Annotated in this window: 23 protein-coding genes; 11 read left to right on the forward strand and 12 right to left on the reverse strand. The window is 68.9% G+C overall.

Annotated features, from left to right (window positions below; all coding sequences use genetic code 11):
* Nucleotides 1-41 precede the first annotated feature (41 nt).
* Nucleotides 42-1,691 carry a glycoside hydrolase family 1 protein gene (locus tag QN350_RS07375; RefSeq protein WP_323516041.1) on the forward strand — a complete coding sequence of 550 codons (1,650 nt, stop codon included), beginning with the start codon at nucleotides 42-44 and terminating at the stop codon, nucleotides 1,689-1,691.
* A 126-nt stretch (nucleotides 1,692-1,817) separates the two neighbouring features.
* Here QN350_RS07375 and QN350_RS07380 read toward each other — a convergent pair whose 3' ends face one another.
* Complete coding sequence (locus tag QN350_RS07380; RefSeq protein ID WP_322139273.1) at nucleotides 1,818-2,552, reverse strand: ABC transporter permease; 735 nt, start codon at nucleotides 2,550-2,552, stop codon at nucleotides 1,818-1,820.
* The gene (locus tag QN350_RS07385; protein WP_322139274.1) at nucleotides 2,549-3,370 is read right to left on the reverse strand and encodes an ABC transporter ATP-binding protein; all 822 of its coding nucleotides are present in this window, start codon (nucleotides 3,368-3,370) and stop codon (nucleotides 2,549-2,551) included. The genes QN350_RS07380 and QN350_RS07385 overlap by 4 nt, the downstream gene beginning before the upstream one ends.
* Before the next feature lie 171 nt (nucleotides 3,371-3,541).
* On the opposite strand from QN350_RS07385, the gene QN350_RS07390 reads away from it, so the two are divergent.
* Nucleotides 3,542-4,108 (forward strand): LemA family protein, encoded by a 567-nt coding sequence (locus QN350_RS07390; RefSeq protein WP_322139275.1) that lies wholly within the window; start codon nucleotides 3,542-3,544, stop codon nucleotides 4,106-4,108.
* 12 nt (nucleotides 4,109-4,120) lie between these two features.
* The gene (locus tag QN350_RS07395; protein ID WP_322139276.1) at nucleotides 4,121-5,005 is read left to right on the forward strand and encodes a M48 family metalloprotease; all 885 of its coding nucleotides are present in this window, start codon (nucleotides 4,121-4,123) and stop codon (nucleotides 5,003-5,005) included.
* 97 nt (nucleotides 5,006-5,102) lie between these two features.
* On the opposite strand, the gene QN350_RS07400 is transcribed toward QN350_RS07395, so the two are convergent.
* Nucleotides 5,103-6,314, reverse strand: a complete 1,212-nt coding sequence (locus QN350_RS07400; RefSeq protein WP_322139277.1) for a winged helix-turn-helix domain-containing protein — start codon at nucleotides 6,312-6,314, stop codon at nucleotides 5,103-5,105.
* Nucleotides 6,315-6,373: 59 nt separating this feature from the next.
* Between QN350_RS07400 and QN350_RS07405 the strand changes: the two genes are divergently transcribed.
* Both QN350_RS07405 and ilvA read left to right on the forward strand, forming a co-directional pair.
* Complete coding sequence (locus QN350_RS07405; RefSeq protein WP_322139278.1) at nucleotides 6,374-7,735, forward strand: AI-2E family transporter; 1,362 nt, start codon at nucleotides 6,374-6,376, stop codon at nucleotides 7,733-7,735.
* Entirely contained in the window at nucleotides 7,732-8,967 is a 1,236-nt protein-coding gene (gene ilvA / locus QN350_RS07410; protein WP_322139279.1) for a threonine ammonia-lyase, read from the forward strand. Before QN350_RS07405 ends, ilvA begins: the two co-directional genes overlap by 4 nt.
* 96 nt (nucleotides 8,968-9,063) lie before the next feature.
* On the opposite strand, the gene greA is transcribed toward ilvA, so the two are convergent.
* Both greA and QN350_RS07420 read right to left on the reverse strand, forming a co-directional pair.
* Nucleotides 9,064-9,555: a transcription elongation factor GreA gene (gene greA / locus QN350_RS07415; RefSeq protein ID WP_281534277.1), complete on the reverse strand. Its 492-nt coding sequence runs from the start codon at nucleotides 9,553-9,555 to the stop codon at nucleotides 9,064-9,066.
* 144 nt (nucleotides 9,556-9,699) lie between these two features.
* Entirely contained in the window at nucleotides 9,700-10,131 is a 432-nt protein-coding gene (locus tag QN350_RS07420; protein WP_322139280.1) for a DUF4307 domain-containing protein, read from the reverse strand.
* A gap of 69 nt (nucleotides 10,132-10,200) precedes the next feature.
* On the opposite strand from QN350_RS07420, the gene mca reads away from it, so the two are divergent.
* Both mca and QN350_RS07430 read left to right on the forward strand, forming a co-directional pair.
* Nucleotides 10,201-11,064 carry a mycothiol conjugate amidase Mca gene (gene mca, locus QN350_RS07425; protein WP_322139281.1) on the forward strand — a complete coding sequence of 288 codons (864 nt, stop codon included), beginning with the start codon at nucleotides 10,201-10,203 and terminating at the stop codon, nucleotides 11,062-11,064.
* On the forward strand, nucleotides 11,061-11,345 hold the full coding sequence (locus QN350_RS07430) for a hypothetical protein (RefSeq protein WP_322139282.1): 285 nt from the start codon (nucleotides 11,061-11,063) through the stop codon (nucleotides 11,343-11,345). Before mca ends, QN350_RS07430 begins: the two co-directional genes overlap by 4 nt.
* A gap of 29 nt (nucleotides 11,346-11,374) precedes the next feature.
* Here the strand turns inward: QN350_RS07430 and trhA are convergent, their stop codons facing one another.
* Complete coding sequence (gene trhA / locus QN350_RS07435; RefSeq protein WP_322139283.1) at nucleotides 11,375-12,130, reverse strand: PAQR family membrane homeostasis protein TrhA; 756 nt, start codon at nucleotides 12,128-12,130, stop codon at nucleotides 11,375-11,377.
* 68 nt (nucleotides 12,131-12,198) lie between these two features.
* On the opposite strand from trhA, the gene QN350_RS07440 reads away from it, so the two are divergent.
* The 3 genes from QN350_RS07440 to QN350_RS07450 all read left to right on the forward strand — a co-directional run bounded on the left by QN350_RS07440 (nucleotide 12,199) and on the right by QN350_RS07450 (nucleotide 15,659).
* Nucleotides 12,199-12,984 (forward strand): isoprenyl transferase, encoded by a 786-nt coding sequence (locus tag QN350_RS07440; protein WP_322139284.1) that lies wholly within the window; start codon nucleotides 12,199-12,201, stop codon nucleotides 12,982-12,984.
* An 8-nt stretch (nucleotides 12,985-12,992) separates the two neighbouring features.
* Nucleotides 12,993-14,114: an aminotransferase class V-fold PLP-dependent enzyme gene (locus QN350_RS07445; protein WP_322139285.1), complete on the forward strand. Its 1,122-nt coding sequence runs from the start codon at nucleotides 12,993-12,995 to the stop codon at nucleotides 14,112-14,114.
* 195 nt (nucleotides 14,115-14,309) lie between these two features.
* Entirely contained in the window at nucleotides 14,310-15,659 is a 1,350-nt protein-coding gene (locus QN350_RS07450; protein ID WP_416173023.1) for a PhoH family protein, read from the forward strand.
* Between the two features lie 81 nt (nucleotides 15,660-15,740).
* On the opposite strand, the gene QN350_RS07455 is transcribed toward QN350_RS07450, so the two are convergent.
* The 5 genes from QN350_RS07455 to xseA are packed head-to-tail and all read right to left on the reverse strand — an operon-like array spanning nucleotide 15,741 to nucleotide 20,093.
* Nucleotides 15,741-17,156 carry a class II fumarate hydratase gene (locus QN350_RS07455; RefSeq protein WP_416173024.1) on the reverse strand — a complete coding sequence of 472 codons (1,416 nt, stop codon included), beginning with the start codon at nucleotides 17,154-17,156 and terminating at the stop codon, nucleotides 15,741-15,743.
* A 52-nt stretch (nucleotides 17,157-17,208) separates the two neighbouring features.
* On the reverse strand, nucleotides 17,209-17,874 hold the full coding sequence (locus QN350_RS07460) for a carbonic anhydrase (protein WP_281534283.1): 666 nt from the start codon (nucleotides 17,872-17,874) through the stop codon (nucleotides 17,209-17,211).
* 17 nt (nucleotides 17,875-17,891) lie between these two features.
* On the reverse strand, nucleotides 17,892-18,554 hold the full coding sequence (locus tag QN350_RS07465) for a DUF4245 domain-containing protein (protein WP_281534284.1): 663 nt from the start codon (nucleotides 18,552-18,554) through the stop codon (nucleotides 17,892-17,894).
* Nucleotides 18,551-18,796 carry an exodeoxyribonuclease VII small subunit gene (locus tag QN350_RS07470; RefSeq protein WP_416173025.1) on the reverse strand — a complete coding sequence of 82 codons (246 nt, stop codon included), beginning with the start codon at nucleotides 18,794-18,796 and terminating at the stop codon, nucleotides 18,551-18,553. The genes QN350_RS07465 and QN350_RS07470 overlap by 4 nt, the downstream gene beginning before the upstream one ends.
* 10 nt (nucleotides 18,797-18,806) lie before the next feature.
* Nucleotides 18,807-20,093: an exodeoxyribonuclease VII large subunit gene (gene xseA / locus QN350_RS07475; protein ID WP_322139288.1), complete on the reverse strand. Its 1,287-nt coding sequence runs from the start codon at nucleotides 20,091-20,093 to the stop codon at nucleotides 18,807-18,809.
* An 89-nt stretch (nucleotides 20,094-20,182) separates the two neighbouring features.
* Here xseA and QN350_RS07480 point away from each other — a divergent pair, with 89 nt between their 5' ends.
* On the forward strand, nucleotides 20,183-21,223 hold the full coding sequence (locus tag QN350_RS07480) for a 4-hydroxy-3-methylbut-2-enyl diphosphate reductase (RefSeq protein WP_281536197.1): 1,041 nt from the start codon (nucleotides 20,183-20,185) through the stop codon (nucleotides 21,221-21,223).
* A gap of 44 nt (nucleotides 21,224-21,267) precedes the next feature.
* On the opposite strand, the gene QN350_RS07485 is transcribed toward QN350_RS07480, so the two are convergent.
* Nucleotides 21,268-21,790: DUF6264 family protein (locus QN350_RS07485; RefSeq protein ID WP_323516043.1), on the reverse strand; the 523-nt coding region annotated here is incomplete at its 5' end.

The following is a 21,790-nucleotide window of genomic DNA, read 5'->3' on the forward strand; positions in this document are numbered from 1 at the left end:
CGGCCGCACCACAAACACCAGCGGGAGAGAGTCCTCGGACGATGAGCAGCAAGCCGATCAACACCAACACGGTCGCCGGCCGAGCCTGGCCGCACCGCGCCAACGAACTCGGTGACCGGCTGCCTGACGGCTTCACGATCGGGGTCGCGAGCTCCGCGTTCCAGATCGAGGGCGCGGCCCGCGACGGCGGTCGCGCCGAATCGGCCTGGGACCCGTTCACGGCCACCGCCGGCCGCATCGTGGACGGCTCGAACGCATCCGTCGCCGCCGACCACTACAACAAGCTGCCCGAAGACCTCACCCTGCTGGGCGAGCTCGGTGTCGACGCGTATCGCTTCTCCTTCGCCTGGTCGCGGGTGCAGCCCGACGGACGCGGGGCGCTCTCGCGCGCCGGGCTCGCGTTTTACGACCGGCTCGTCGACGGACTGCTCGCCGCCGGCATCCGCCCGATGGCGACGCTGCAGCACCGCGACCTGCCCCTCGCCCTGCGCGGCGGCTGGCTGAACCGCGACACGTCCTCGCGCTTCGCCGACTATGCCTACGAGCTCGGGGCCGTGTTCGGCGACCGGGTCGACGCCTGGGTCACCCTCGACGAGCCCGCGACCGTGACCCTCGCCGGCTACGCCCTCGGCACGGATGCCCCCGGCGAGGCCCGCCTGTTCGCCGCGCTGCCCGCGGCGCACCACCAGCTCCTCGGCCACGGCCTCGCCGTGCAGGGTCTCCGCGCCGCCGACGTGCGCGGGGGCATCGGAATCGCCAACGCGTACTCGCCGGTTCAGCCGGCAAGCGACAGGGAGGCCGACGAGGTCGCCGCCGCCCTCTTCGACCTGCTGCACAACCGCGTTTTCGCCGACGCCGTCCTCCTCGGGAGCTACCCGGCGCCGCCGGAGCCCTACGAGACCGAGCTGCGGCTCCTGCTCGAGACGGAGCCGGAGGACCTGCGCACCATCCACCAGCCGCTCGACTTCTACGGTCTCAACTACGTGCAGCCGTCGCGGGTCGCCGCGGGGCCCGTCCCCGTCGCGAGCGGTGCGGTCGCCGGCGGCGGTCCCTCCGGCAACGGCGCGGGCGGCGCGCGGGGCGAAGCCGGCGCGGGCTCAGGCCCCCGCAGGCCGGGATCCCGCGGCCCCGGCTCCCGCGGGCCGGCGAGCCGGGGCCGCGGGCCCCGGGGGCCGGGCGCCGCCGGCTCGGGCACCGGACCGCGCACCGCCGCGAACGCCGGCCGTGTCGACGAGAACGCGCCCGTGGTCTCGTTCCCGTTCCACGTGCTCCCGTTCCGCGAGTTCACCGTCACCGGGGCCGGACGCGCGATCGCCCCCGAATACCTTGGCGTCGCCCTCTCCGAGCTCGCGACCCGGTATGGCGACGCCCTCCCGCCGGTGTACCTCACGAGCCTCGGAGCGAGCTTTCCCGACCAGGTCGACAGCCGCGGCGCTGTTGACGACCCGGCCAGGATCGACTACCTCGCCGAACATCTCGTCGCCGCGCTCGACGCCGTCGCTCCGGGCAAGCCGGCGGCCGGGGTCAGCCTCCGCGGAGCCTTCGTCTGGTCCCTGCTCGACGGTTTCGAGTGGACCGCGGGCTATACCCAGCGTTACGGCCTGGTGCGCGTCGACTTCGCAGACCCCGAACGGAAGCGCACGCCGAAGTCCTCGTACCGCTGGCTGCAGAAGGTGCTCTCCGCCCGCTGACCCGACCCCGGCATCCGTTCGCCGAACCGATTCGACGGAGATTTTCGATTCTGAACCGGTTCAGCAGGCCGCTAACGTGCCGAAGACCCAAAAACTCCGTCGAATTGGTGAGGGGCGGAGGGGTGGTCAGGGGGTGCGGCGGCGGAGCGTGATCGAGCCGAGGACGACGGCTCCCACGATCCACGCCCCGATGATGAGCAGTTCGCCGCCGATGTACGCGGTGTCCTGCGAATTCGAGGCGACGGCCTGGAGGGCGTCGATCGCGTGCGAGAGCGGGAGCCAGTCGCTGATGATGCGCAGGGCGTCCGGAAGCTGGTCGCGGGGGAGGAAGATGCCGCCGAGCAGGATCTGCGGGAAGACGAGCGCGGGCATGAACTGCACGACCTGGAACTCGGTGCGGGCGAAGGCGCTCGCGAGCAGCCCGAACGTCGTGCCGAGCACGGCGTCGGCGACGGCGACCGCGAGCAGCAGCCAGACCGAACCGGCGATCGTGAGGCCGCACACCCAGACCGCGTACCCGACAGCGACCGCGGACTGCAGCACGGCGAGCAGCCCGAAGGCGAGGGTGTAGCCGAGGATGAAGTCGCCCTTGCCGAGCGGCATCGAGAGCAGCCGCTCGAGGGTGCCCGTGCGGCGCTCCCGCAGGGTCGTGATGCTCGTCACGAGGAACATCACGATGAACGGGAACAGCGCGATCATCGCCGGCCCGATGGTGTCGAACACCGGGGTGTCGGAGAATATCCAGGCGACCAGGCCGATCAGGAGGCTCGGGACCACGAGGAGCAGCACGATCGTGCGCGGGTCGTGCCGGATCTGGGTGAGCACCCGACCGGCCGTCGCGAGCGTGCGACGCGGGTTCACAGCGCACCGTCGATCCCGGTCGGCCCGGCACCGGTCGACGGGTCCCGTTTCGACGGGTCCGGGTCCACCGTGTCCTGGGGCGACGGGTCTTCCGACGACGGATGCCGCCGGATCAGGCTCAGGAACGCCGCCTCGACGTCCTCGGTCGCGGTCGAGGCGAGCAGCCCGGCCGGGGTGTCGTCCGCGAGGATCTCTCCGTCCCGCATCAGAAGGAGCCGGTCGCAGCGGCCGGCCTCGTCCATGACGTGGCTCGACACGAGCAGGCTCGTGCCCGCGGCCGCGAGCCGGTGGAACAGCTCCCACAGCTCCACCCGAAGCACAGGATCGAGGCCGACGGTGGGTTCGTCGAGCACGAGCAATTCAGGGGACCCGAGCAGCGCGCCGGCGAGCGACACCCGGCTGCGCTGGCCGCCCGAGAGCGAACCGACGAGCTGGCCGGCGTATCGTCCGAGGTCGGTCGCGTCGATCACCCGGTCGACGTCGTCGGCGGGTGCGCCGATCACCGCGCGGAAGTACTTCAGGTTCTGCCGCACGGTCAGGTCGTCGTAGACGCTCGCATCCTGGGTCACGTAGCCGACCCGGTTCCGCAGCGAGACCGAGCCGGCCGGGCGGCCGAGCACGATGACCTCCCCGGACTGGACGAGCTGAACGCCGACGATCGCGCGCATCAGCGTCGTCTTCCCGCATCCGCTCGGCCCGATCAGGCCGACGACGAGGCCGCGGGGCACCGTGAGGCTTAACCCGTGCAGCACCGGATGCCTGCCCCGGCGGGCGAACAGATCCGTCACGTGGACCGCTGGCGCAGAGAGATGGCTCATATCCTCGATTATTCGCCCGTCCGGCCCGAAAGGACCATGGATCGGGGGTGTTTCTTGGAGTCTGGTGGGAAGCGGATGAGAGTGTCAGGCCGCGTCGTTATGATGGCAACATTGTTCGTATGCCGCCGCGGCCCGCTCGCTCGCACCGCTGAAACACAAGGAGACGCTGCCATGGAATGGCTCATCCCGCTACTCATCGTTGTTGTGCTTGTCGTCATCGTCGGAATCTACTTCTGGGCGACCTACAACTCCCTCGTGACCCTCAAGGTGCGGGTTGACGAGGCGTGGAGCGACATCACCGTGCAGCTCAAGCGGCGTGCCGACCTCATCCCGAACCTGATCGAGACGGTCAAGGGCTACGCAGCCCACGAGAAGGCGGTCTTCGAGAACGTCGCCAAGGCCCGCGCCGAATCGATCAGCGCATCGACCCCCGCGGACGCCGCAGCCGCCGAGAACCACATGCAGTCGGCCCTGCGCAGCATCTTCGCGGTCGCGGAAGCGTACCCGCAGCTCCAGGCCAGCCAGAACTACCTGCAACTGCAGGCCGAGCTCGTCGACACCGAGGACAAGATCCAGGCCTCGCGCCGCTTCTACAACGGCGGCGTCCGTGAGCTCAACACCAAGATCCAGGTCTTCCCGAACAACCTGATCGCGAAGAACCTCGGCTTCACCCAGCGCGACTTCTTCGAGGTCACCGACTCCGCAGCCATCGCGGAGCCGCCTCGCGTGCAGTTCTAGCGGCGGGCACAGATGTACAGCGCGATTGCGCGGAACAAGCGCAACACGGTCTTCATCATCATCCTGTTCCTGGCGATCATCGCCGGGCTCGGCTGGATCGCCAACGCGGCCTACGGACGTGGCGGCTACGGCATCCTGATCCTCACGATCGTCGTCGCCGCCGGCTACGCCCTCGTGCAGTACTTCGCGGCCGGGCGCCAGGCGATCGCGATGAGCGGCGGGATCCGGGTGAACAGCAAGGCGGAGCATCCGCGGCTCTGGAACACCGTCGAGAACCTGTCGATCACGACCGGCTCGCCGATGCCGGAGATCTACATCATCAATGACCCCGCCCCGAACGCGTTCGCGACCGGGCGCGACCCGGAGCACGCGATCGTCGCCGCGACGACGGGCCTCCTCGCGATCATGGACGACGCGGAACTCGAGGGTGTCATGGCGCATGAGCTCGGGCACGTGCGCAACTATGACATCCGGGTGTCGATGGTCGTCTTCGGCCTCGTCGTCGCCGTCGGCTTCATCTCGGACATGTTCCTGCGGATGGCGTTCTTCGGCCGCAACAACAACAACAACGGCAACCCGGTCGTCATGGTCTTCGGGCTGGTCGCGATGATCGTCGCGCCGCTCGTCGCCAGCATGGTCCAGCTCGCCGTCTCCCGGCAGCGCGAGTACCTCGCCGACGCCACGAGCGCACTGACCACGAGGCACCCGGATGCCCTCGCGAGCGCCCTCGCCAAGCTCGAGACCTACGGGCGCCCGATGCAGAAGCAGAACACGTCGATGGCGCACCTGTGGATCGCGAACCCGCTCAAGCCCGGCATGATGGCGAAGCTGTTCAGCACGCACCCGCCGATCGAGGACCGGATCGACCGGCTGCACGCCATGGGCAACAAGTTCTGACGACCGACAACCCGTCGCGCGCCCTGTGCGCCGCTCCGCGCCAGGCATGCCTGGCGCGCACCGGCGCAGTTGGCGCGGCAGTGCGCTCACGCGCCCGTCAGGCGAGGAGGGCGGCGAGTGCCGGCGCGAGGGTGCCCCGCGGCGCGACCGCGATCGCCCCGAGCCCCTGCCAGAGGGCCGTCGCGCGCAACACGGGCGCGAGGCGCTCGGCGGTGTCGGCCGGGGCATCCGCTTCTGCCCACGCCGCCTGCACCCGCAGCACACCCGCCTGCCGGTCGTTCTTGAGGTCGACCCGGCCGACCAGGGTGTCGCCGAGCAGGATCGGCAGCGAGTAGTACCCGAAGACCCGTTTCGGTTCCGGGGTGTAGATCTCGATCCGGTAGTGGAAGCCGAACAGGCGGAGGGCCCTGGCCCGGTCCCAGACCACGGGATCGAACGGCGAGAGCACCGCAGCGGCGTCCAGGGCCCGAGGCAACCGGGCGTCCCGGTGCAGCCAGGCAGCGCCGGGGCTGCCTCCGGGGCCCCAGCCCGGCACCGTGACGGGGATCAGCTCGCCGGCCTCCTCGAGGTCACGGATCGCGACGAGGGTCGCCGGGGTCTTCAGCCGGAAATAGTCGGCGAAGTCCTTCGCCGTGCCGATGCCGTGCGCCCGCGCCGACCGGCGGACGAGTTCGCGGTGCGCGTCGTCCCTGCTCACCGTGCGGTCGAGCAGGTCAGTGGGCAGCACCTGCTCCGGCAGGGCGTAGACCCGTTCGAACCGGCTGCGGCCCGCGGTGACGACGTCGCCCCAGCGGAACAACGTCTCGAGGCCGCTCTTGACGTCCGACCAGCCCCACCAGGGGCCGCTGCGCTTGTTCGCGTCGTGCTCGATCGCACTCGCAGGCAACGGGCCCGTGGAGGCCAGTTCAGCGAGCAGCCACGCGAGCATCGGCCGGTTGGACTGCGACCAGGCGCCCGGCGTCCGAGCCGAACGCTCGCGGAAGTCCTCCATCCGCCACGCGAACAGCGGTCGGCTCTCGAGCGGCACGAAGGAGGCCTCGTGCGCCCAATACTCGGTGTAGCGGGCCTGCTTTCCGACAGCGAAGGTCAGCCGGTCGAGCTGTGTCTTGTCGTAGGCGCCGAGCCGGCTGAACGCCGGGAGGTAGTGGCTGCGCTCGAAGACGTTGACCGAGTCGATCTGCAAGAGCCCGAGCCGGGTGATCAGGGCGTCCAGCTGGCGGATGCCCGGGGCGGCCGGGGAAGGACGCCCGAATCCCTGCGCGGCGAGGGCCACTCGTCTGGCGAGTGCGGGGGAGAGGGACTGAGCCATTCCTCGACCCTAGCGAGGACAGGGGACAGTCACTGCCTGCGATTGCCTAGACTGGTCCGATGACGGAATCCGCGGGTAGGCCGGGCTGGAGCGCACTCCTCACCGGGCGGCGTCGACGTGCCGCCCCGACTCGCCGGGAGCCCGACAGCGGGCCCGGCGCGGCGTCCGGCCCCGCGGCCGGAAACGCGGCCGTGGACACGGCAGGTGAGCGGGCGGCCGCGGCCACCGCCGTATCGGCGCCACCGAACGGCGTCGACGAGAACGTCCCGCCCGGGATCCGTCTCGCCGGCGCCTGGTCGTGGCGGCTCCTCGCCCTCTTCGCCGTCATCGCGGTCTTCCTGTTCCTCGTCGTGCAGCTCCGGCTCATCGTCATCCCGTTGCTCATCGCCGTGCTGGTCTCCTCGATCGTCGCGCCCTTCGTCGCCTTCCTCGTGCGACACCGCTGGCCGAAGGGCCTCGCCATCGCCGTCGCGGTCCTCACGACACTCCTCGTGCCCGCCGCACTGATCACCCTCGCCGCGACCCAGCTCGCCGGCGGACTCGCCGGCCTCAGCGACCGGCTCGCCGGCTCATACAGCGACCTCAAGGCACTCCTGCTCGCCTCACCGCTGCACCTCACCGAACCGCAGATCAACGATTACCTGCAGCAAGCGCTCGCGGCAATCCAGGCCGACAGCCAGGTCTTCGTGAGCGGTGCGCTCTCGCTCGGCACCTCGCTCGGCCACGGCCTCACCGGACTCCTCCTCACGCTCTTCAGCCTGCTCTTCCTTCTGATCGACGGCCCCGGAATCTGGGCCTGGATCGTGCGGATCTTCCCGCGCCGGGCACGCGCGGCGATCGACGGCGCCGGGCAGGCCGGCTGGACCACCCTCGGCAACTTCGCCAAGGTGCAGATCCTGGTCGCCTCGATCGACGCCCTCGGCATCGGACTCGGCGCGTTCCTGCTCGGGGTCCCGCTCGCGATTCCGATCGGCGTGCTCGTCTTCCTCGGTTCCTTCATCCCGATCGTCGGCGCCGTCGCGACCGGCGCCGTCGCCGTGGTGATCGCGCTGCTCTTCAACTCGTGGCCGATCGCGCTCGCCATGCTCGGGGTCGTGCTCCTCGTGCAGCAGGTCGAAGGCCACGTGCTGCAGCCGCTCATCATGGGAACGGCCGTCAAGGTGCATCCGCTCGGGGTGGTGCTCGTCGTCGCCGCGGGGTCCCTGCTCGCCGGCATCCCGGGGGCGCTCTTCGCGGTTCCGGTCGCGGCCGTGCTCAATGTCATGATCAACTACATCCAGGGCGGCAGCTGGCGTGCCGACCTCCCGGACGTTCCCGGCGAGACCGGATCCCCGCTCTGGCGGACCGTGCCGCAACGCCCCGGCTTCACCCGGACCAGAAGAAATCCGTCCCGCACGATCACTACCGAAGGCACCTCATGACCAACCTGTCCCTCGTCGGGCCGAGCCTCGCCGAGTTCGAAGCCGCCCGCGCCGTGGTATCCCAGGTCGCCGCCGTGACCCCGATGGAGGGCTCCCGCTACCTGAGCGCGGTCCTCGGCGCCGAGGTCCGCCTCAAGTGCGAGAACCTGCAGCGCACCGGCTCCTACAAGATCCGCGGGGCGTACAACCGCCTGTCAAAGCTCACCGACGAGGAGAAGGAGCACGGCGTCGTGGCGGCGTCGGCCGGAAACCACGCCCAGGGCGTCGCGTTCGCCGCCCGCGAGCTCGGGATCAAGGCCACGATCTTCATGCCCGTCGGCGTCGCTCTGCCCAAGCTCCAGGCCACCAGGGACTATGGCGCGCACGTCATCCTCAGGGGCAGCACGGTCGCCGAGCCGTTGCTCGCCGCGGCCGCCTACGCGGCCGAGACCGGCGCGATCCTGATCCCGCCGTTCGACCACGCGGACGTGATCGCCGGCCAGGGCACGCTGGGCCTCGAGATCCTCGACCAGGTCCCCGACCTGCACACCGTGGTCGTCCCTATCGGCGGCGGCGGCCTCATCTCCGGCGTCGCGAGCGCGTTGAAGCAGAAGGCGCTCCTCGAAGGCCGCACGATCCGGATCATCGGCGTGCAGGCCGCCAACGCTGCCGCCTATCCGCCTTCGCTCGAGGCGGGGAAGGCGATCGAGGTGCCGATCCTGCCGACGATCGCCGACGGCATCGCCGTCGCGAAGCCGGGCCTGCTCAACTTTGAGATCATCAGGGACGTGGTCGACGAGATCGTCACCGTCACCGAGGACGACACCGCTCGAGCGCTGCTCGTGCTCCTCGAACGGGCCAAGCTCGTCGTCGAACCGGCCGGCGCCGTCGCGGTCGCCGCGATCCTGGCCGGCAAGGTCACCCCGGACGGTTCCACCGTCGCCATCCTCAGCGGGGGCAATATCGACCCCCTGCTGATGCAGCGCGTCATCAGTCACGGCCTCGCGGCATCCGGTCGGTATCTCACCCTGCGCATCATGCTGCCGGACCGCCCCGGACAGCTCGCGCGCATCTCCGAGCTGCTCGCCGAGGCGCACGCCAATGTCGTCGAGGTGCTGCACACCCGGCACGGTGTCGGACTGCAGATCAGCGAGGTCGAACTCAACGTCAGCGTCGAGACCCGCGGCCCCGACCACCGCCAGCACGTCGTCGACGTGCTCACCTCGGCGGGGTACGACCCCCAGATCGACTAGGAGTCGCGTCGCGGGACGACTGTGGCCGTTACGGACAACTGTTGCCCGTGCACCGGGCGCAATTGTCCGAAACGGCCGCAGGCGCCGCGGATGCTGCTAGTCGCCGCCCCAGGTTTCGACGGCGAAGATCTCCACGGCGATTTCCTTGCCGTTCGGGGTGGTGTAGCTCGTCTTCGATCCGACCTTGAGGCCGAGGATCGCGGCGCCGAGCGGGCTCTGCTCGCTGTAGACGTCCAGGTCGCTGTCGCCGGCGATCTCGCGGCTGCCGATCAGGAAGCGCTCCTCGTCACCGGCGATGGTGGCGGTGATCACGGTTCCGGGCTCGACGACGCCCTTGCTCTCGGGAGCGTGGCCCACTTCGGCGTTCCGGAGCAGCACGATGAGGGTGCGGATGCGCGCCTCCTGCTTGCCCTGCTCGTCCTTCGCCGCGTGGTACCCCGAGTTCTCCTTGAGGTCGCCCTCTTCGCGCGCGGATTCGATCTTCTTCGCGATCTCGATCCGGCCGACGGTGCTGAGGGCCTCCAGCTCGGAGGCGAGGCGGTCGTACGCCTCCTGCGTCAGCCAGGTGACGGTGGTTTCAGTAGTCATGGGTGGGTCTCCTCCTCATGCTCGAGTCATGCGTGTGGTACCGGATGTGCGTGATCGTGCGGTGTTCGGTGCGTGGTTCCGGGCGGATCGCAGCAGGAAAACAACGCTCGCCCCGGCGAAGAACGTCGGGGCGAATACGTCAGTCTAGGTCAGCCAGCACCGGTAAATCAATCCGGTGGTGGCGGGCTCGCTCGTCAGCAGCCCCTCCGTGAACGTACGTGAATACTGGTCACTCGGCGGCAGGTCGATCACCTTCCACCCTACGACCGCGAAGCTCTGGTTGAGCGCCTCGACGGCGCAACTCGCCGGTGACCCCACCGGAATCGAGGCCTCGAAGGTCACCGCTACGTTTCGGTCGTCCTGGACGACGTTGCGGATGTCCCGGGTCTCGAGCAGGGGGCGGGAAGCGCCCAGCCCCACCCAGACCACCCAGCCCACCAGCACGACCGCAAGCGCTCCGGCGGTGATCCACAGGGACCGACGGTCGCGCAGGCGCCGGTTCGGGGCACGTCCGTACCGGGAATCCAGGGTGCCCTCGCTGCGGGTACCGCTGTCGACGTTCCTGCTGCCGGTCACTCAGACTCCACACTCACGGTTCAACGATTAGTCTTGTCCCTAGGTTATCCGCCATTTCTGAGGAGTCCGATGACACTGCGCCTCCTGGCCGTTCATGCCCATCCCGACGACGAGTCGAGCAAGGGGGCTGCGAGCTACGCGTACTACCGGAGCCGCGGCGCCGAGGTCATGGTCGTGAGTTGCACGGGTGGAGAGGGCGGCAGCATCCTCAACGACGCCCTGGCGGACACGGCGATGGCCGAACGCGACATGGCCGGCCTGCGCCGGCGGGAGATGCGCCGGGCCCAGGAGGCCCTCGGCATCGAACACCGCTGGCTCGGCTACCAGGATTCCGGCATGAACGACGACGGTTCGGTCCCGGCCAATTCCTTCTCGACCATCGACCTCGAGTTCTCAGCGGAGCCGCTCGTGCGGATCATCCGCGAATTCCGACCGCAGGTCCTGATCACGTACGACGAAAACGGCGGCTACCCGCACCCGGACCACATCCGCTGCCACGAGGTCTCGATGGCCGCATACCGCGCCGCCGCGGACCCCGCGCTCTACCCGGGCGACGGCGAGCCCTGGCAGATCGCCAAGCTCTACTTCGACCGCATCTTCAACCTCGAGCGGATCGACGCCCTCTTCCTGCTGCTCAGCGTCAAGGAACCGGAGTCGCCGCTACTCGAGCCACTCGGGGAGGCCCGGGACTGGATGAAGAACTACCCGGCGCTGGCGACGACCCACGTTCCGGTCGGCGACTTCCTGGAGGCACGGGACGCGGCACTGCGGGCCCACGCGAGCCAGGTTTCCCCCACGAGCAGCTTCTTCTTCTGGCCGAACGACCTCATCCGTGAGGCGTGGCCGTACGAGGATTTCCAGCTCGTCGAATCGAAAGTTGACACGGTCATGCCTGAATCAGATCTGTTCGCCGGTATTCGGGACGAGGCATGAACGCCGTGTTCCCGCATTTCACTGACGCGGTGACGGGCTTCGTGCTCGCCAACACGCCTCTGCCCGAATTCAACCCCGACACCGTCACCCCGGGTCCCGCCGGCTTCGTGGCGATCCTGTTCGTCGTGCTCGCGGTCGTTGCGCTCGGCTTCGACCTGGTCCGCCGCATCCGCCGCACGACGTATCGTGCCGAGATCGCCGAGCGCCTGCAGGCCGAGCTCGCGGCGAAGAACGCGGCAGAGGCATCCGTCGCCGAGGGAACCGAGCACCCCCAGGCGTAGGCCCCGGGCGTCAGCCCCATGCGTCAGCCTCAGGGGTAGAGCGGATTCATGGCGATGATCAGGATCGCCGCCCAGTGGCAGAGGAACGCGACGACGGTCAGGCTGTGGAAGATCTCGTGGAACCCGAAGACCCCGGGGAACGGGTTGGGCTTCTTGAGCGCGTAGATCACGGCGCCGACCGAGTAACACAGGCCGCCGATCATGATGAGCGTCATCATCGCGGCGTTCGCCTGGAAGAAGTCGACGATGAACATGAGTGAGCCCCAGCCGAGGAGGAGGTACAGCGGCACGTAGAGCCAGCGCGGGGCGGTGATCCAGAACACCCGGAAGGCGATGCCGAGAAGCGCGCCACCCCAGACGAGGGAGAGCAAGAGCACCGACTTCGACGGCGGTAGGGCGAGCACGGTGATCGGCGTGTACGAACCGGCGATCAGCAGGAAGATATTCGCGTGGTCGATGCGCTTGAAGACGAGCTTGGTGCGCGGCTTCCAATTGATGCGGTGATAGAGCGCCGAGTTGCCGAACAGGAGCAGGGAACTGATCACGAAGACGAGGCAGCTCCATTTCGCCGCCGGGCCCTCGGCGAGGGAGAGCAGCACGATCCCCGCGACGATCGTGACCGGGAAGGTCCCGGCATGGATCCAGCCGCGCCAGGTGGGCTTGAGGTCCTCCGGCCGGGGGACCTCCGACTCGAGCAGCGGCAACTGAGGGATGAACTCGTCGTCTGGCCCGTTCAGCGGCTGTCGTGCGGTGGCGTCGTCCCCGGTGCTGCTCTCTGCGGCCATGCAGCCAGAATACGACAGCGAACATGCCGGAAGAGGCACGGGCTGCCCGAGTGGGCTAGCGTAACTACGTGCAGAAGCGGGAGGTCCCCTCGGCGCGCGGCATCCTTTACCGGTTGTACGAGCGTCGACTTCGGCGCGGGCTGACGCCGGAGAACCTGCCCCGTCACGTTGCGATGATCATCGACGGCAACCGGCGTTGGGCGCGGCAGCTCGGACTCGAGTCCGCCGCACACGGTCACCGCGCCGGAGCGGCGAAGATGCGGGAGTTCCTGCGCTGGTGCGACGACCTCGGCATCTCGGTGGTCACCCTCTACCTGTTGTCCTCTGACAACCTCACCAACCGCCCGAGCGAGGAACTCGCCGAGCTCACCAAGATCATCGCCAAGCTCGCCGAAGAGCTCTCGCGCCAGCGCAACTGGCGTGTCCAGCAGGTGGGCACCAGGAAGGGCCTGCCCGAACCGCTCGTCGCTGCCCTCTGCGACGCCGAGACCCGCACAGCGGGAAAGTCGGGAATGCACATCAACCTCGCGGTCGGCTACGGCGGACGGACCGAGATCACCGATGCCATGCGCAGCATCGTCGCTGCGCACCTCGAGAACGGGCACACCCTCGCCGACCTCGCCGAGACGCTCACTCCCGAACTCATCGGCCAGCACCTCTACACGGGCGGCCAGCCCGACCCCGATCTCGTGATCCGCACCTCCGGTGAGCAGCGGATCAGCGACTTCATGCTCTGGCAGAGCGCCCACAGCGAGTTCTACTTCGTCGAGGCCCTCGGACCCGACCTCCGCCAGGTCGACTTCTTGCGCGCTCTGCGCGACTTCGCCAAACGCCAGCGCCGCTTCGGAAGCTAGGAGACCGGATGACCGAGATCGATTCCTTCGCCGCAGGGTTCGTCGAAGAGCCCGGTTACCTCGACTACGGCCGCGTCGGACCGCTCTCGGCTACGGTGGTGGCCGAGAATCTCGGCCAGACCGAGATCCTGTCCCGGGCCCGCTTCGGCAGTCTCGACCATCTCTTCGACCAGGACGAGCGGATGCGCGAGGCCGTCTCGGCCGTGACCGGTTTCCGCGCCGACCAGGTCGTCTGTGAGCCGAACACCACGACAGGCATCATGCAGGCCATGTTCGGGCTGACGGGGGGTGTGCTGCTGTCACCGGGCGATTTCCCCACCGTGCCGTTCGCGGCCGTGCGCGCGGCGGAGGCCCTGCGCGTCGTGACCCCGATCTGGCTGCACACCGAACACGGCAGGGTGACCCCCGGCGAGATCCGTGAGCAGCTCACGCCCGCGACGGTCGCCGTCGCCGTCTGCCTCGTCGACTCCCGCACCGGATTCCAGGTCGACCTCGACGGCATCCGCCAGGTGATCGGCGACCGGCTCCTGATCGTTGACGCGATCCAGGGCTTCGGCGTCACTGACGCGGCCTACGATGCGGCGGATGTCGTCGCATCCGGTGGCCAGAAATGGGTGCGCTCGGGCTGGGGTACCGGCTTCCTGGCGCTGAGCGACCGCGCGGTCGAACGGCTCGTTCCGGTGTTCTCGGGCTTCGCGGGAACCGACGTCGACGAGCCGTGGGACGAGGTGCTGCCGCCGAGCCACAGTGCCCGCGCATTCCGGGTCAGCAATGGCGATGCGATCGCGCAGGCGCGCTTCTCCGCCGCCCTCGAAGAGATTGCCGCGACGGGCATTCATAATATCGAGGCCGCGGTCGCGGACAACGTGTCGCAGCTGATCGACCTCGCCGACGAGTACGCGGTGCCCGTGGTGTCGCCGCGGGATGAGCGGGAGCGGGCAGGGATCATCGTGCTCGAGCCCAACCCGGCCCAGCTGAACATGCTCACGATCGCCCTGCACAACCACGGCATCACCGCAACGACGCGCGACGGCCGGGTACGGCTCAGCGCCCACGCCGTGCTCAGCGTCGACACCGTGGACATGCTGCGCGGGGCATTCACGTCGTATGCGACGGCGGCCATCTACTGAGTCCCAGATGCCGTGTCCGTTAACGTCTGGTGACAATGCGTGTGTCGCACTTCCGATATTCAGCCAGTGTAAGTAGCGTCATGCTCATCAGGTACGGCGCCTGATCGAGACGGCCACATAAGTACGGCTCGAGAACCCCCGTGGCCAGCTCGCCAACACAATCCGCGCCTCTCGGGGCACGGGGTGGGAGTGGTTGTGACCGCTAATCAAACCGACTATCTGGGTTCGAACCAGACGGGTTCCGACGGAAAGCAAACCGAGCGCACCTTTGTACTGGACACCTCGGTACTCCTGTCGGATCCCAAAGCGATCTTCCGGTTCGCAGAGCATGCCATCGTGCTGCCGGTCGTCGTGATCGCCGAACTCGAATCCAAGCGCAACGACCCGGAGATCGGGTATTTCGCCCGGCAGGCCCTGCGGCTCCTGGACGAGCTGCGCGTGAAGCACGAACGGCTCGACTTCCCGATCCCGGTCGGGGAAGGCGGCAGCCTGCGTGTCGAGCTGAACCACTCCAACATGTCGGTGCTTCCCTCCGGCCTGCAGCTCGGCGACAACGATTCGAGGATCCTCGCGGTCGCGATGAACCTCGCCAACGACGGCCTCGCCGTCACGGTCGTCTCCAAGGACCTGCCGTTGCGGGTCAAGGCCGCGTCGATCGGTCTGCTCGCCGATGAGTACCGGCACGAGCTCGCGGTCGATTCCGGCTGGACCGGCATGGACGAGATCACCCTCGGCTCCAACCAGATCAGCGAACTGTACGACAACGAGGTGCTCAACACCCGTCTCGTGCAGGACATGCCGATCAACACCGGCCTCGTCGTGCACTCGGACCGCGGCTCGGCGCTCGGCCGCGTCACCGGCAAGGGTGAGATGAGGCTCGTGCGCGGTGACCGGGACCTGTTCGGTCTCAAGGGCCGCTCCGCGGAGCAGCGACTGGCGATCGACCTGCTGCTCGACCCCGAGATCGGGATCCTCTCCCTGGGAGGTCGAGCGGGGACGGGGAAGTCGGCGCTCGCGCTCTGTGCGGGACTGGAAGCCGTTCTGGAACGCCAGCAGCACCGCAAGATCATGGTGTTCCGTCCGCTCTACGCGGTCGGCGGCCAGGAACTCGGCTACCTGCCCGGTGACGCGAGCGAGAAGATGAGCCCGTGGGCCCAGGCGGTCTTCGACACCCTCGGCGCCCTCGTGTCCGAGAACGTGCTCGAGGAGGTGCTGGAGCGGGGGATCCTCGAGGTCCTGCCGCTCACGCACATTCGCGGCCGGTCACTGCATGACGCGTTCGTGATCGTGGACGAGGCTCAGTCGCTCGAGCGCAACGTGCTGCTCACGGTGCTCAGTCGCATCGGACAGAACTCGCGGGTGGTCCTCACCCACGACGTCGCCCAGCGGGACAACCTCAGGGTCGGCCGCTTCGACGGCGTCGCGTCCGTGATCGAGACCCTCAAGGGACATCCGCTGTTCGCCCACATGACGCTCACCCGCTCGGAGCGCAGCGCAATTGCCGCGCTCGTCACCGAGATGCTCGAGGGCAACGACCCGAACTGACCCCCGCGTTCCGGCGAAGGTGCCCTTTCCGGTCGGGAGTGACCCGCGGAAAGGGCGCCCTCGACCGGAAAGGTGCCGGGGCTAGGCGGTGCGCGCGGGAGGACGCGTCATGCTGAGCAGGTCCAGGGCGGTGTCGAGCTGGGCCAGGGTGACCTCGCCGCGGTCCACGAAGCCGAGGTCGATCACGGCCTGGCGCACCGGGACGCCGTGCGCGACCGCGTGCTTGGCGACCTTCGCCGCGGCCTCGTAGCCGATCACCCGGTTGAGCGGCGTCACGATCGCGGGGGAGGAGCCGGCCAGGGCCTTCGCCCGGTCGAGGTTGGCCTCGAGCCCGTCGACGGTCTTGTCCGCGAGCACCCGCGTCGCGTTCGAGAGCAGCCGGATCGACTCGAGGAGCGCGGTGCCCATCACGGGGATGGCCACGTTGAGCTCGAAGGAGCCGGAGGCGCCAGACCAGGCCACGGTCGCGTCGTTGCCGATCACGCGGGAGCAGACCATCAGCACGGCCTCGGGGATGACCGGGTTGACCTTGCCGGGCATGATCGAGGAGCCGGGCTGAAGGTCCGGGATCTGCAGCTCGCCGAAGCCGGTGTTGGGGCCGGAGCCCATCCAGCGCAGGTCGTTGCAGATCTTGGTGAGGCTGACCGCGATGGTGCGCAGGGCCCCGGATGCGTCGACGAGGCCGTCGCGGTTGGCCTGCGCTTCGAAGTGGTCGCGCGCTTCCGTGACGGGAAGCTCGGTCTCGGCGACGAGGAGCTCGATCACGAGCTGCGGGAAGCCGGCGGGGGTGTTGATGCCGGTGCCGACGGCAGTGCCGCCCAGGGGCACCTCGGCGACGCGGGGGAGGGCGCTGCGGACGCGCTCGATGCCGAGCCGCATCTGGCGGGCGTAGCCGCCGAACTCCTGGCCGAGGGTGACCGGGGTCGCGTCCATCAGGTGGGTGCGGCCGGCCTTGACGGCATCGGCCCAGAGCACCGACTTGGCCTCGAGCGCGACGGCGAGGTGGTCGAGCCCGGGGATGAGGTCGTCGATGAGCGCGCTCGTGACGGCGAGGTGCACGGAGGTCGGGAAGACGTCGTTCGACGACTGCGAGGCGTTGACGTGGTCGTTCGGGTGAACCGGGCGGCCGAGGGTGCGGGTGGCGAGGGTCGCGAGCACCTCGTTCATGTTCATGTTCGAGGAGGTGCCGCTGCCCGTCTGGTAGACGTCGATCGGGAACTGGTCGTCGTAGAGACCGGTGATGACCTCGTCTGCTGCACCGGCGATCGCCTCGGCGATGTCGCCGTCGAGCACCCCGAGCTGCGCGTTCGCGAGGGCTGCGGACTTCTTGATGCGGGCGAGGGCCGAGATCTGCGCGGGTTCGAGGACGGAACCGGAGATCGGGAAGTTCTCGACGGCGCGCTGGGTCTGGGCGCCGTAGAGGGCGTCGACGGGAACCTGCACCTCGCCCATCGTGTCGTGTTCGATTCGGTAGCCGGCATCTGCGGTTTTTTCCACCACTGTGTGTAAGACCTTTCGATTGGGAGACGGTACTGCCCGGGCTGTGGGATCAGACGTTGCCGACGACGACGTCGGGAACGGCCCGGCCCTCGAGCAGTCGGTAATTGGCGCCGACGATAGCCAATGTACCCGCTGCGACGGCGTCGCTGATCAACTCGGACTGTTCCAGGAGCTCGGTGACGGTGTCGCGCAGGTGTTCCCTGCCGACCATGAGCGCATCGATGCTCCCGGGGTCGGTCAGCGTCGCATCCGTCGCAGCGACCACCCGGTGCACGGCGGGCACGATCTTCTCGATGATCCGGCCGATGTGCACGGGCAGGGGAGCCGCCCCGGGAGCCTGCGCGTCCACGGCGGCCTGGACCGCGCCGCAGCCGTCGTGGCCGAGCACGAGGATGAGCGGAACCTTGAGCACGGCGACCGCGTACTCGAGGGAGCCGAGCACGGAATCGGAGATGACCTGGCCGGCGTTCCGGACGACGAAAAGGTCGCCGAGGCCCATATCGAAGATGATCTCGGCGGCGAGGCGCGAGTCGCTGCACCCGAAGAGGGCCGCGGCCGGAGTCTGTGCGGTCGCGAGCTCGGTGCGACGGTCGACGTCCTGGCGCGGATGCTGCGGCTCGCCATCCACGAACCGCTGGTTGCCCCGCTGCAGCCGGCTCCAGACCGCTGCCGGGCCCACCGCGTCGCCGGGTGCGGCGGCCTGGCTGATGAACACGTCTTTTCCTTGCCCGTTCACTGGGTCACCGCCGGTCCGTTGGAGCTGATCTGGGGGGCGATCGCGGTCGCGAGGGCCGCGAATTCCTCTTCGTCCGCCGTTCCGACGAGCAGGTAACTGCTCGTCCCCGCGCTCGTCACGAGGGCGTAGTCGAAGTTGCCTCGGTCCTTCTCGGCGGCCGGGTTCCGGTAGACGTCCCAGGTGACGCCCCCGAGGGTGAGCGTCTGTGATGCGGGGGCGTCCTTGAGCTGCTGCCCGATCCAGGTCGGGTTGGCGCCGAGGGCCTGGGTGAGGCCGATGAACTCGTTGCGCGGGGTCAGCAGGCCGATGTACCAGGACGGGATCTTGTCGGTGCCGCCGAGACGCCACTGCGCGGCGTTCGCCCGCCAACCGTCCGGAAGCACAGGGACCACGAGGGGCTCGTCGATCCCGACCTGCACCTGGCTCGCGACGGCGGCGAAATCCACGGTGCGGTCGACCGGCCCGTCGCTGCGCGGGACGAGGAGGACGAGCACGAAAACCGCGCCGAGGGTGGCGAGCAGGGACAGGACCAGGTTGTTGACCGTCTTGCGCGACCGGTAGTTCCGCGAGTTCGTCGCGAGGCGGTCGGCTGTCTCCTGGGCGGTCTCGGGCCGGCCGAGCTCGGCGACGACCCGGGGCGGTCGCTTCTGCGCGGTCATTCGCCGCTGGGGCCGGTCGCGGGGGCGGAGGAGTCCAGCTGGCGCGCGCGGGCGGCGTCGAGGCGGGCCTTGGCTCCGATCAGCCATTCCTCGCAGCGCCGCGCGAGTTCCTCGCCGCGTTCCCAGAGGGCGAGGGACTCTTCAAGGGTCGAGGAGCCCTGCTCGAGGGCGCTCACGACCCGGACGAGTTCGTCCCTGGCCTGCTCGTAGCTCAGGGTGGCGATGTCGGCGGGAGCGGTCATGGCGTCCATTCTATTGATTCCTGCCTGTCGTTTTCGGCCCAGGGGCCGGGTCTGCGGTCGGGTCGACGGCCCGCTCTGCGGTCGGTCCAGCGGTCGGCCCTGCTGTGGCCGCGAGGGTTCCGGTGCCGAGCGTGATCCTGAGCCGGGTACCGTCCGGAGCGTCGTCGGCGGCGCGCAGCACGTGGCCGTCCGGCACCTGCACGATCGCGTAACCGCGGTCGAGGGTGCCCTGAGGGGAGAGCGTGCGCAGCCTCGATCGGAGCTCGACGATGACGCTTGCGGATGCCTCGACGACACGTTCCACAAGCTCGGTCCCTCGGGCGACGTACCGGGTGAGGTCCTCTGCGCGGGAATCGACGATCCAGGCCGTGCTGCTGAGCACGGGCCGCGACCGGAGCTGGCCGATCCGGTCGACCTCGGCCGCGAGGATTCCGGTCAGACGGGTGCTCAACCGGGCCCTGGCCTGCTGGACGCGGTTGAGTTCGTCCGAGACATCGGGGACGACGCGCTTGGCGGCATCCGTCGGGGTGGAGGCCCGGAGGTCGGCGACGTCGTCGAGCAGGGGCCGGTCGGCCTCGTGGCCGATGGCGCTGACCAGGGGGGTGCGGCAGGCCGCCGCAGCGCGGATCACCCGTTCGTCGCTGAAGCCGAGCAGGTTCTGGAAGTCGCCGCCGCCGCGGGCGACGATGATGACGTCGACGTCGGGGTCGGCGTCGAGGCGCTCGATCGCGGCGACGACCTCGGTCACCGAGCGGTCGCCCTGCATGGCCGCGTATGCGATGTGGAAGTCCACAGCGGGCCAGCGTAGCTGGGCATTGCGGATGACGTCCTTCTCGGCGTCGGAGTCCTTGCCGGTGACCAGGCCGATGCAGTGCGGGAGGAAGGGGAGCGGCTGCTTGCGGGAGGCCGCGAAGAGGCCTTCGGCGGCGAGCTGCTTGCGGAGACGCTCCAGGCGTTCGAGCATGTCGCCGAGGCCGACGTGGCGCAGGTCGAAGACCTGCATGGTGAGTGTGCCGCCCTTGACCCAGTAGTTCGGTTTGACGAGCGCGATGACCCGGTCACCCTGCTTGAACTCGTCGCTGAGCCGGGCCTTGACCGAGGACCACACGGTGAAGCCGACGGTGGCGTCTTCACCGAGGTCTTTGAGCTTTCCGTAGACGTTGCCGCCGCTGACACCCCACTGGGTGATTTCGCCCTCGACCCAGGCGGTTCCGAGCCGTTCGATATACCCGCGGATCTTGTTCGCGAGCAGGGCGACGGGCCACGGGGCCTCGAGGGTGGGTGGTGCATCGGTCATGAATCGTTCCTCCCACGGCCTGTCCAGTCATGCACCCATAGAATGAGCCGGTGACTATCAGCTCGGATTCAAGCGTTATCGGCCTCGGCATGCCCCGGATTCCCCGGGCACGCAACGTCCTCAAGGATACCCCGGTGGATGGGCCGAAACGGGTGCTGCTCGCGGCCCCGCGCGGCTACTGCGCGGGCGTCGACCGGGCCGTCGTCGCCGTCGAGAAGGCGCTCGAGCTCTACGGAGCGCCCGTCTACGTGCGGAAGCAGATCGTGCACAACGTGCATGTCGTCTCCGAACTCGAGAAGCAGGGCGCCATCTTCGTCGACGAGGTCGACGAAGTACCCCGCGGCTCGCACCTCGTCTTCAGCGCCCACGGAGTGTCTCCGGCCGTCGTCAACGCGGCCGCTGCGCGCGGGCTGCGCGCCATCGACGCGACCTGCCCGCTCGTCACCAAGGTGCACCGCGAGGCCGTGCGCTTCGCGCGCGACGATTTCGAAATCCTGTTGATCGGCCACGAGGGACATGAAGAGGTCGAGGGCACCGCGGGGGAGGCCCCCGAGCACACGACCCTCGTGGGCAGCCCCGACGAGGCCGACACGATCGTCGTGCGCAACCCGGAGAAGGTCGTCTGGTTGTCGCAGACGACGCTCAGCGTCGACGAGACCATGGAGACCGTGAAACGGCTCCGCGCCCGGTTCCCGCTGCTTCAGGATCCGCCGAGCGACGACATCTGCTACGCCACCCAGAACCGTCAGGTGGCGATCAAGAAAATCGCCGAGGCCTCCGACCTCGTGCTCGTGGTCGGTTCGGCGAACTCGTCCAATTCGGTGCGCCTCGTCGAAGTCGCCCTCGAATACGGTGCCCGCGCCGCCTACCGGGTTGACTTCGCGAGCGAGGTCAAGCAGGAGTGGCTCGACGGCGTCGCGACCGTCGGAGTGACGAGCGGGGCATCCGTGCCCGAGGAGCTCGTGACCGAGCTCTTGCGCGACCTGGCCGGCGCCGGCTTCGGTGACGTGCAGGAAGTGAAGACCGCGGAGGAGGACCTGCTGTTCTCGCTGCCGAAGGAACTGCGGAAGGACCTCGCGGGCAACAACGACGCACGGGCCCTCGGCGGGCGCGTGACCCGCGTCGAGTAGTGCCGACGCCCGTGGGGTGCCTTTCCGGCGCTCCGGGCGGATGCCTACGGCTGGCTGTAGAAGTTGATCAACGTCGGGTCGGTCGTCACGACCACCATCATGAAGGCGAAGATCACCACGAACGCAATCACGGCGCCGATCACCGGGATGTAGAACGCCCGCTTGCCGCGGGAGATGAGCAGGATCGACGCGGCCGCGGTGAGCAGCCAGACGATCGCTTCGGTGATGCCGCCCGCCGTGACGAGCCCGGCCACCGAGGAGTCCGGCACGTAGGTGCCGAGGTGGGACTGGGTGTAGAGCATCTGGATCGCGTCGGGAAGTGCATTGAGCACCCCGATCGACATGAAGGTTGTGGCGAGGCCGAGCGCGAGGAGGCCGAGGGTGACCCGTCGGTCCCAGGTCGGCACCGTGGGCTTGGTCGGGTCGCTTCGGGACCCCAGCGCTGAGGAGGCGAGCTGGGCCTGGTCGGCCGCGGACGATGGAGACGCCGTGGTGCCTGGGTCCCAGTTCCAGCCTTCCGGGGCCAGTTCGCCGTAGCGGGGCTGAGGCCGGGGGTCTCGGCGGGGG

Source organism: Cryobacterium sp. 10I5 (assembly GCF_035019865.1).
Lineage (GTDB): Bacteria > Actinomycetota > Actinomycetes > Actinomycetales > Microbacteriaceae > Cryobacterium > Cryobacterium breve_A.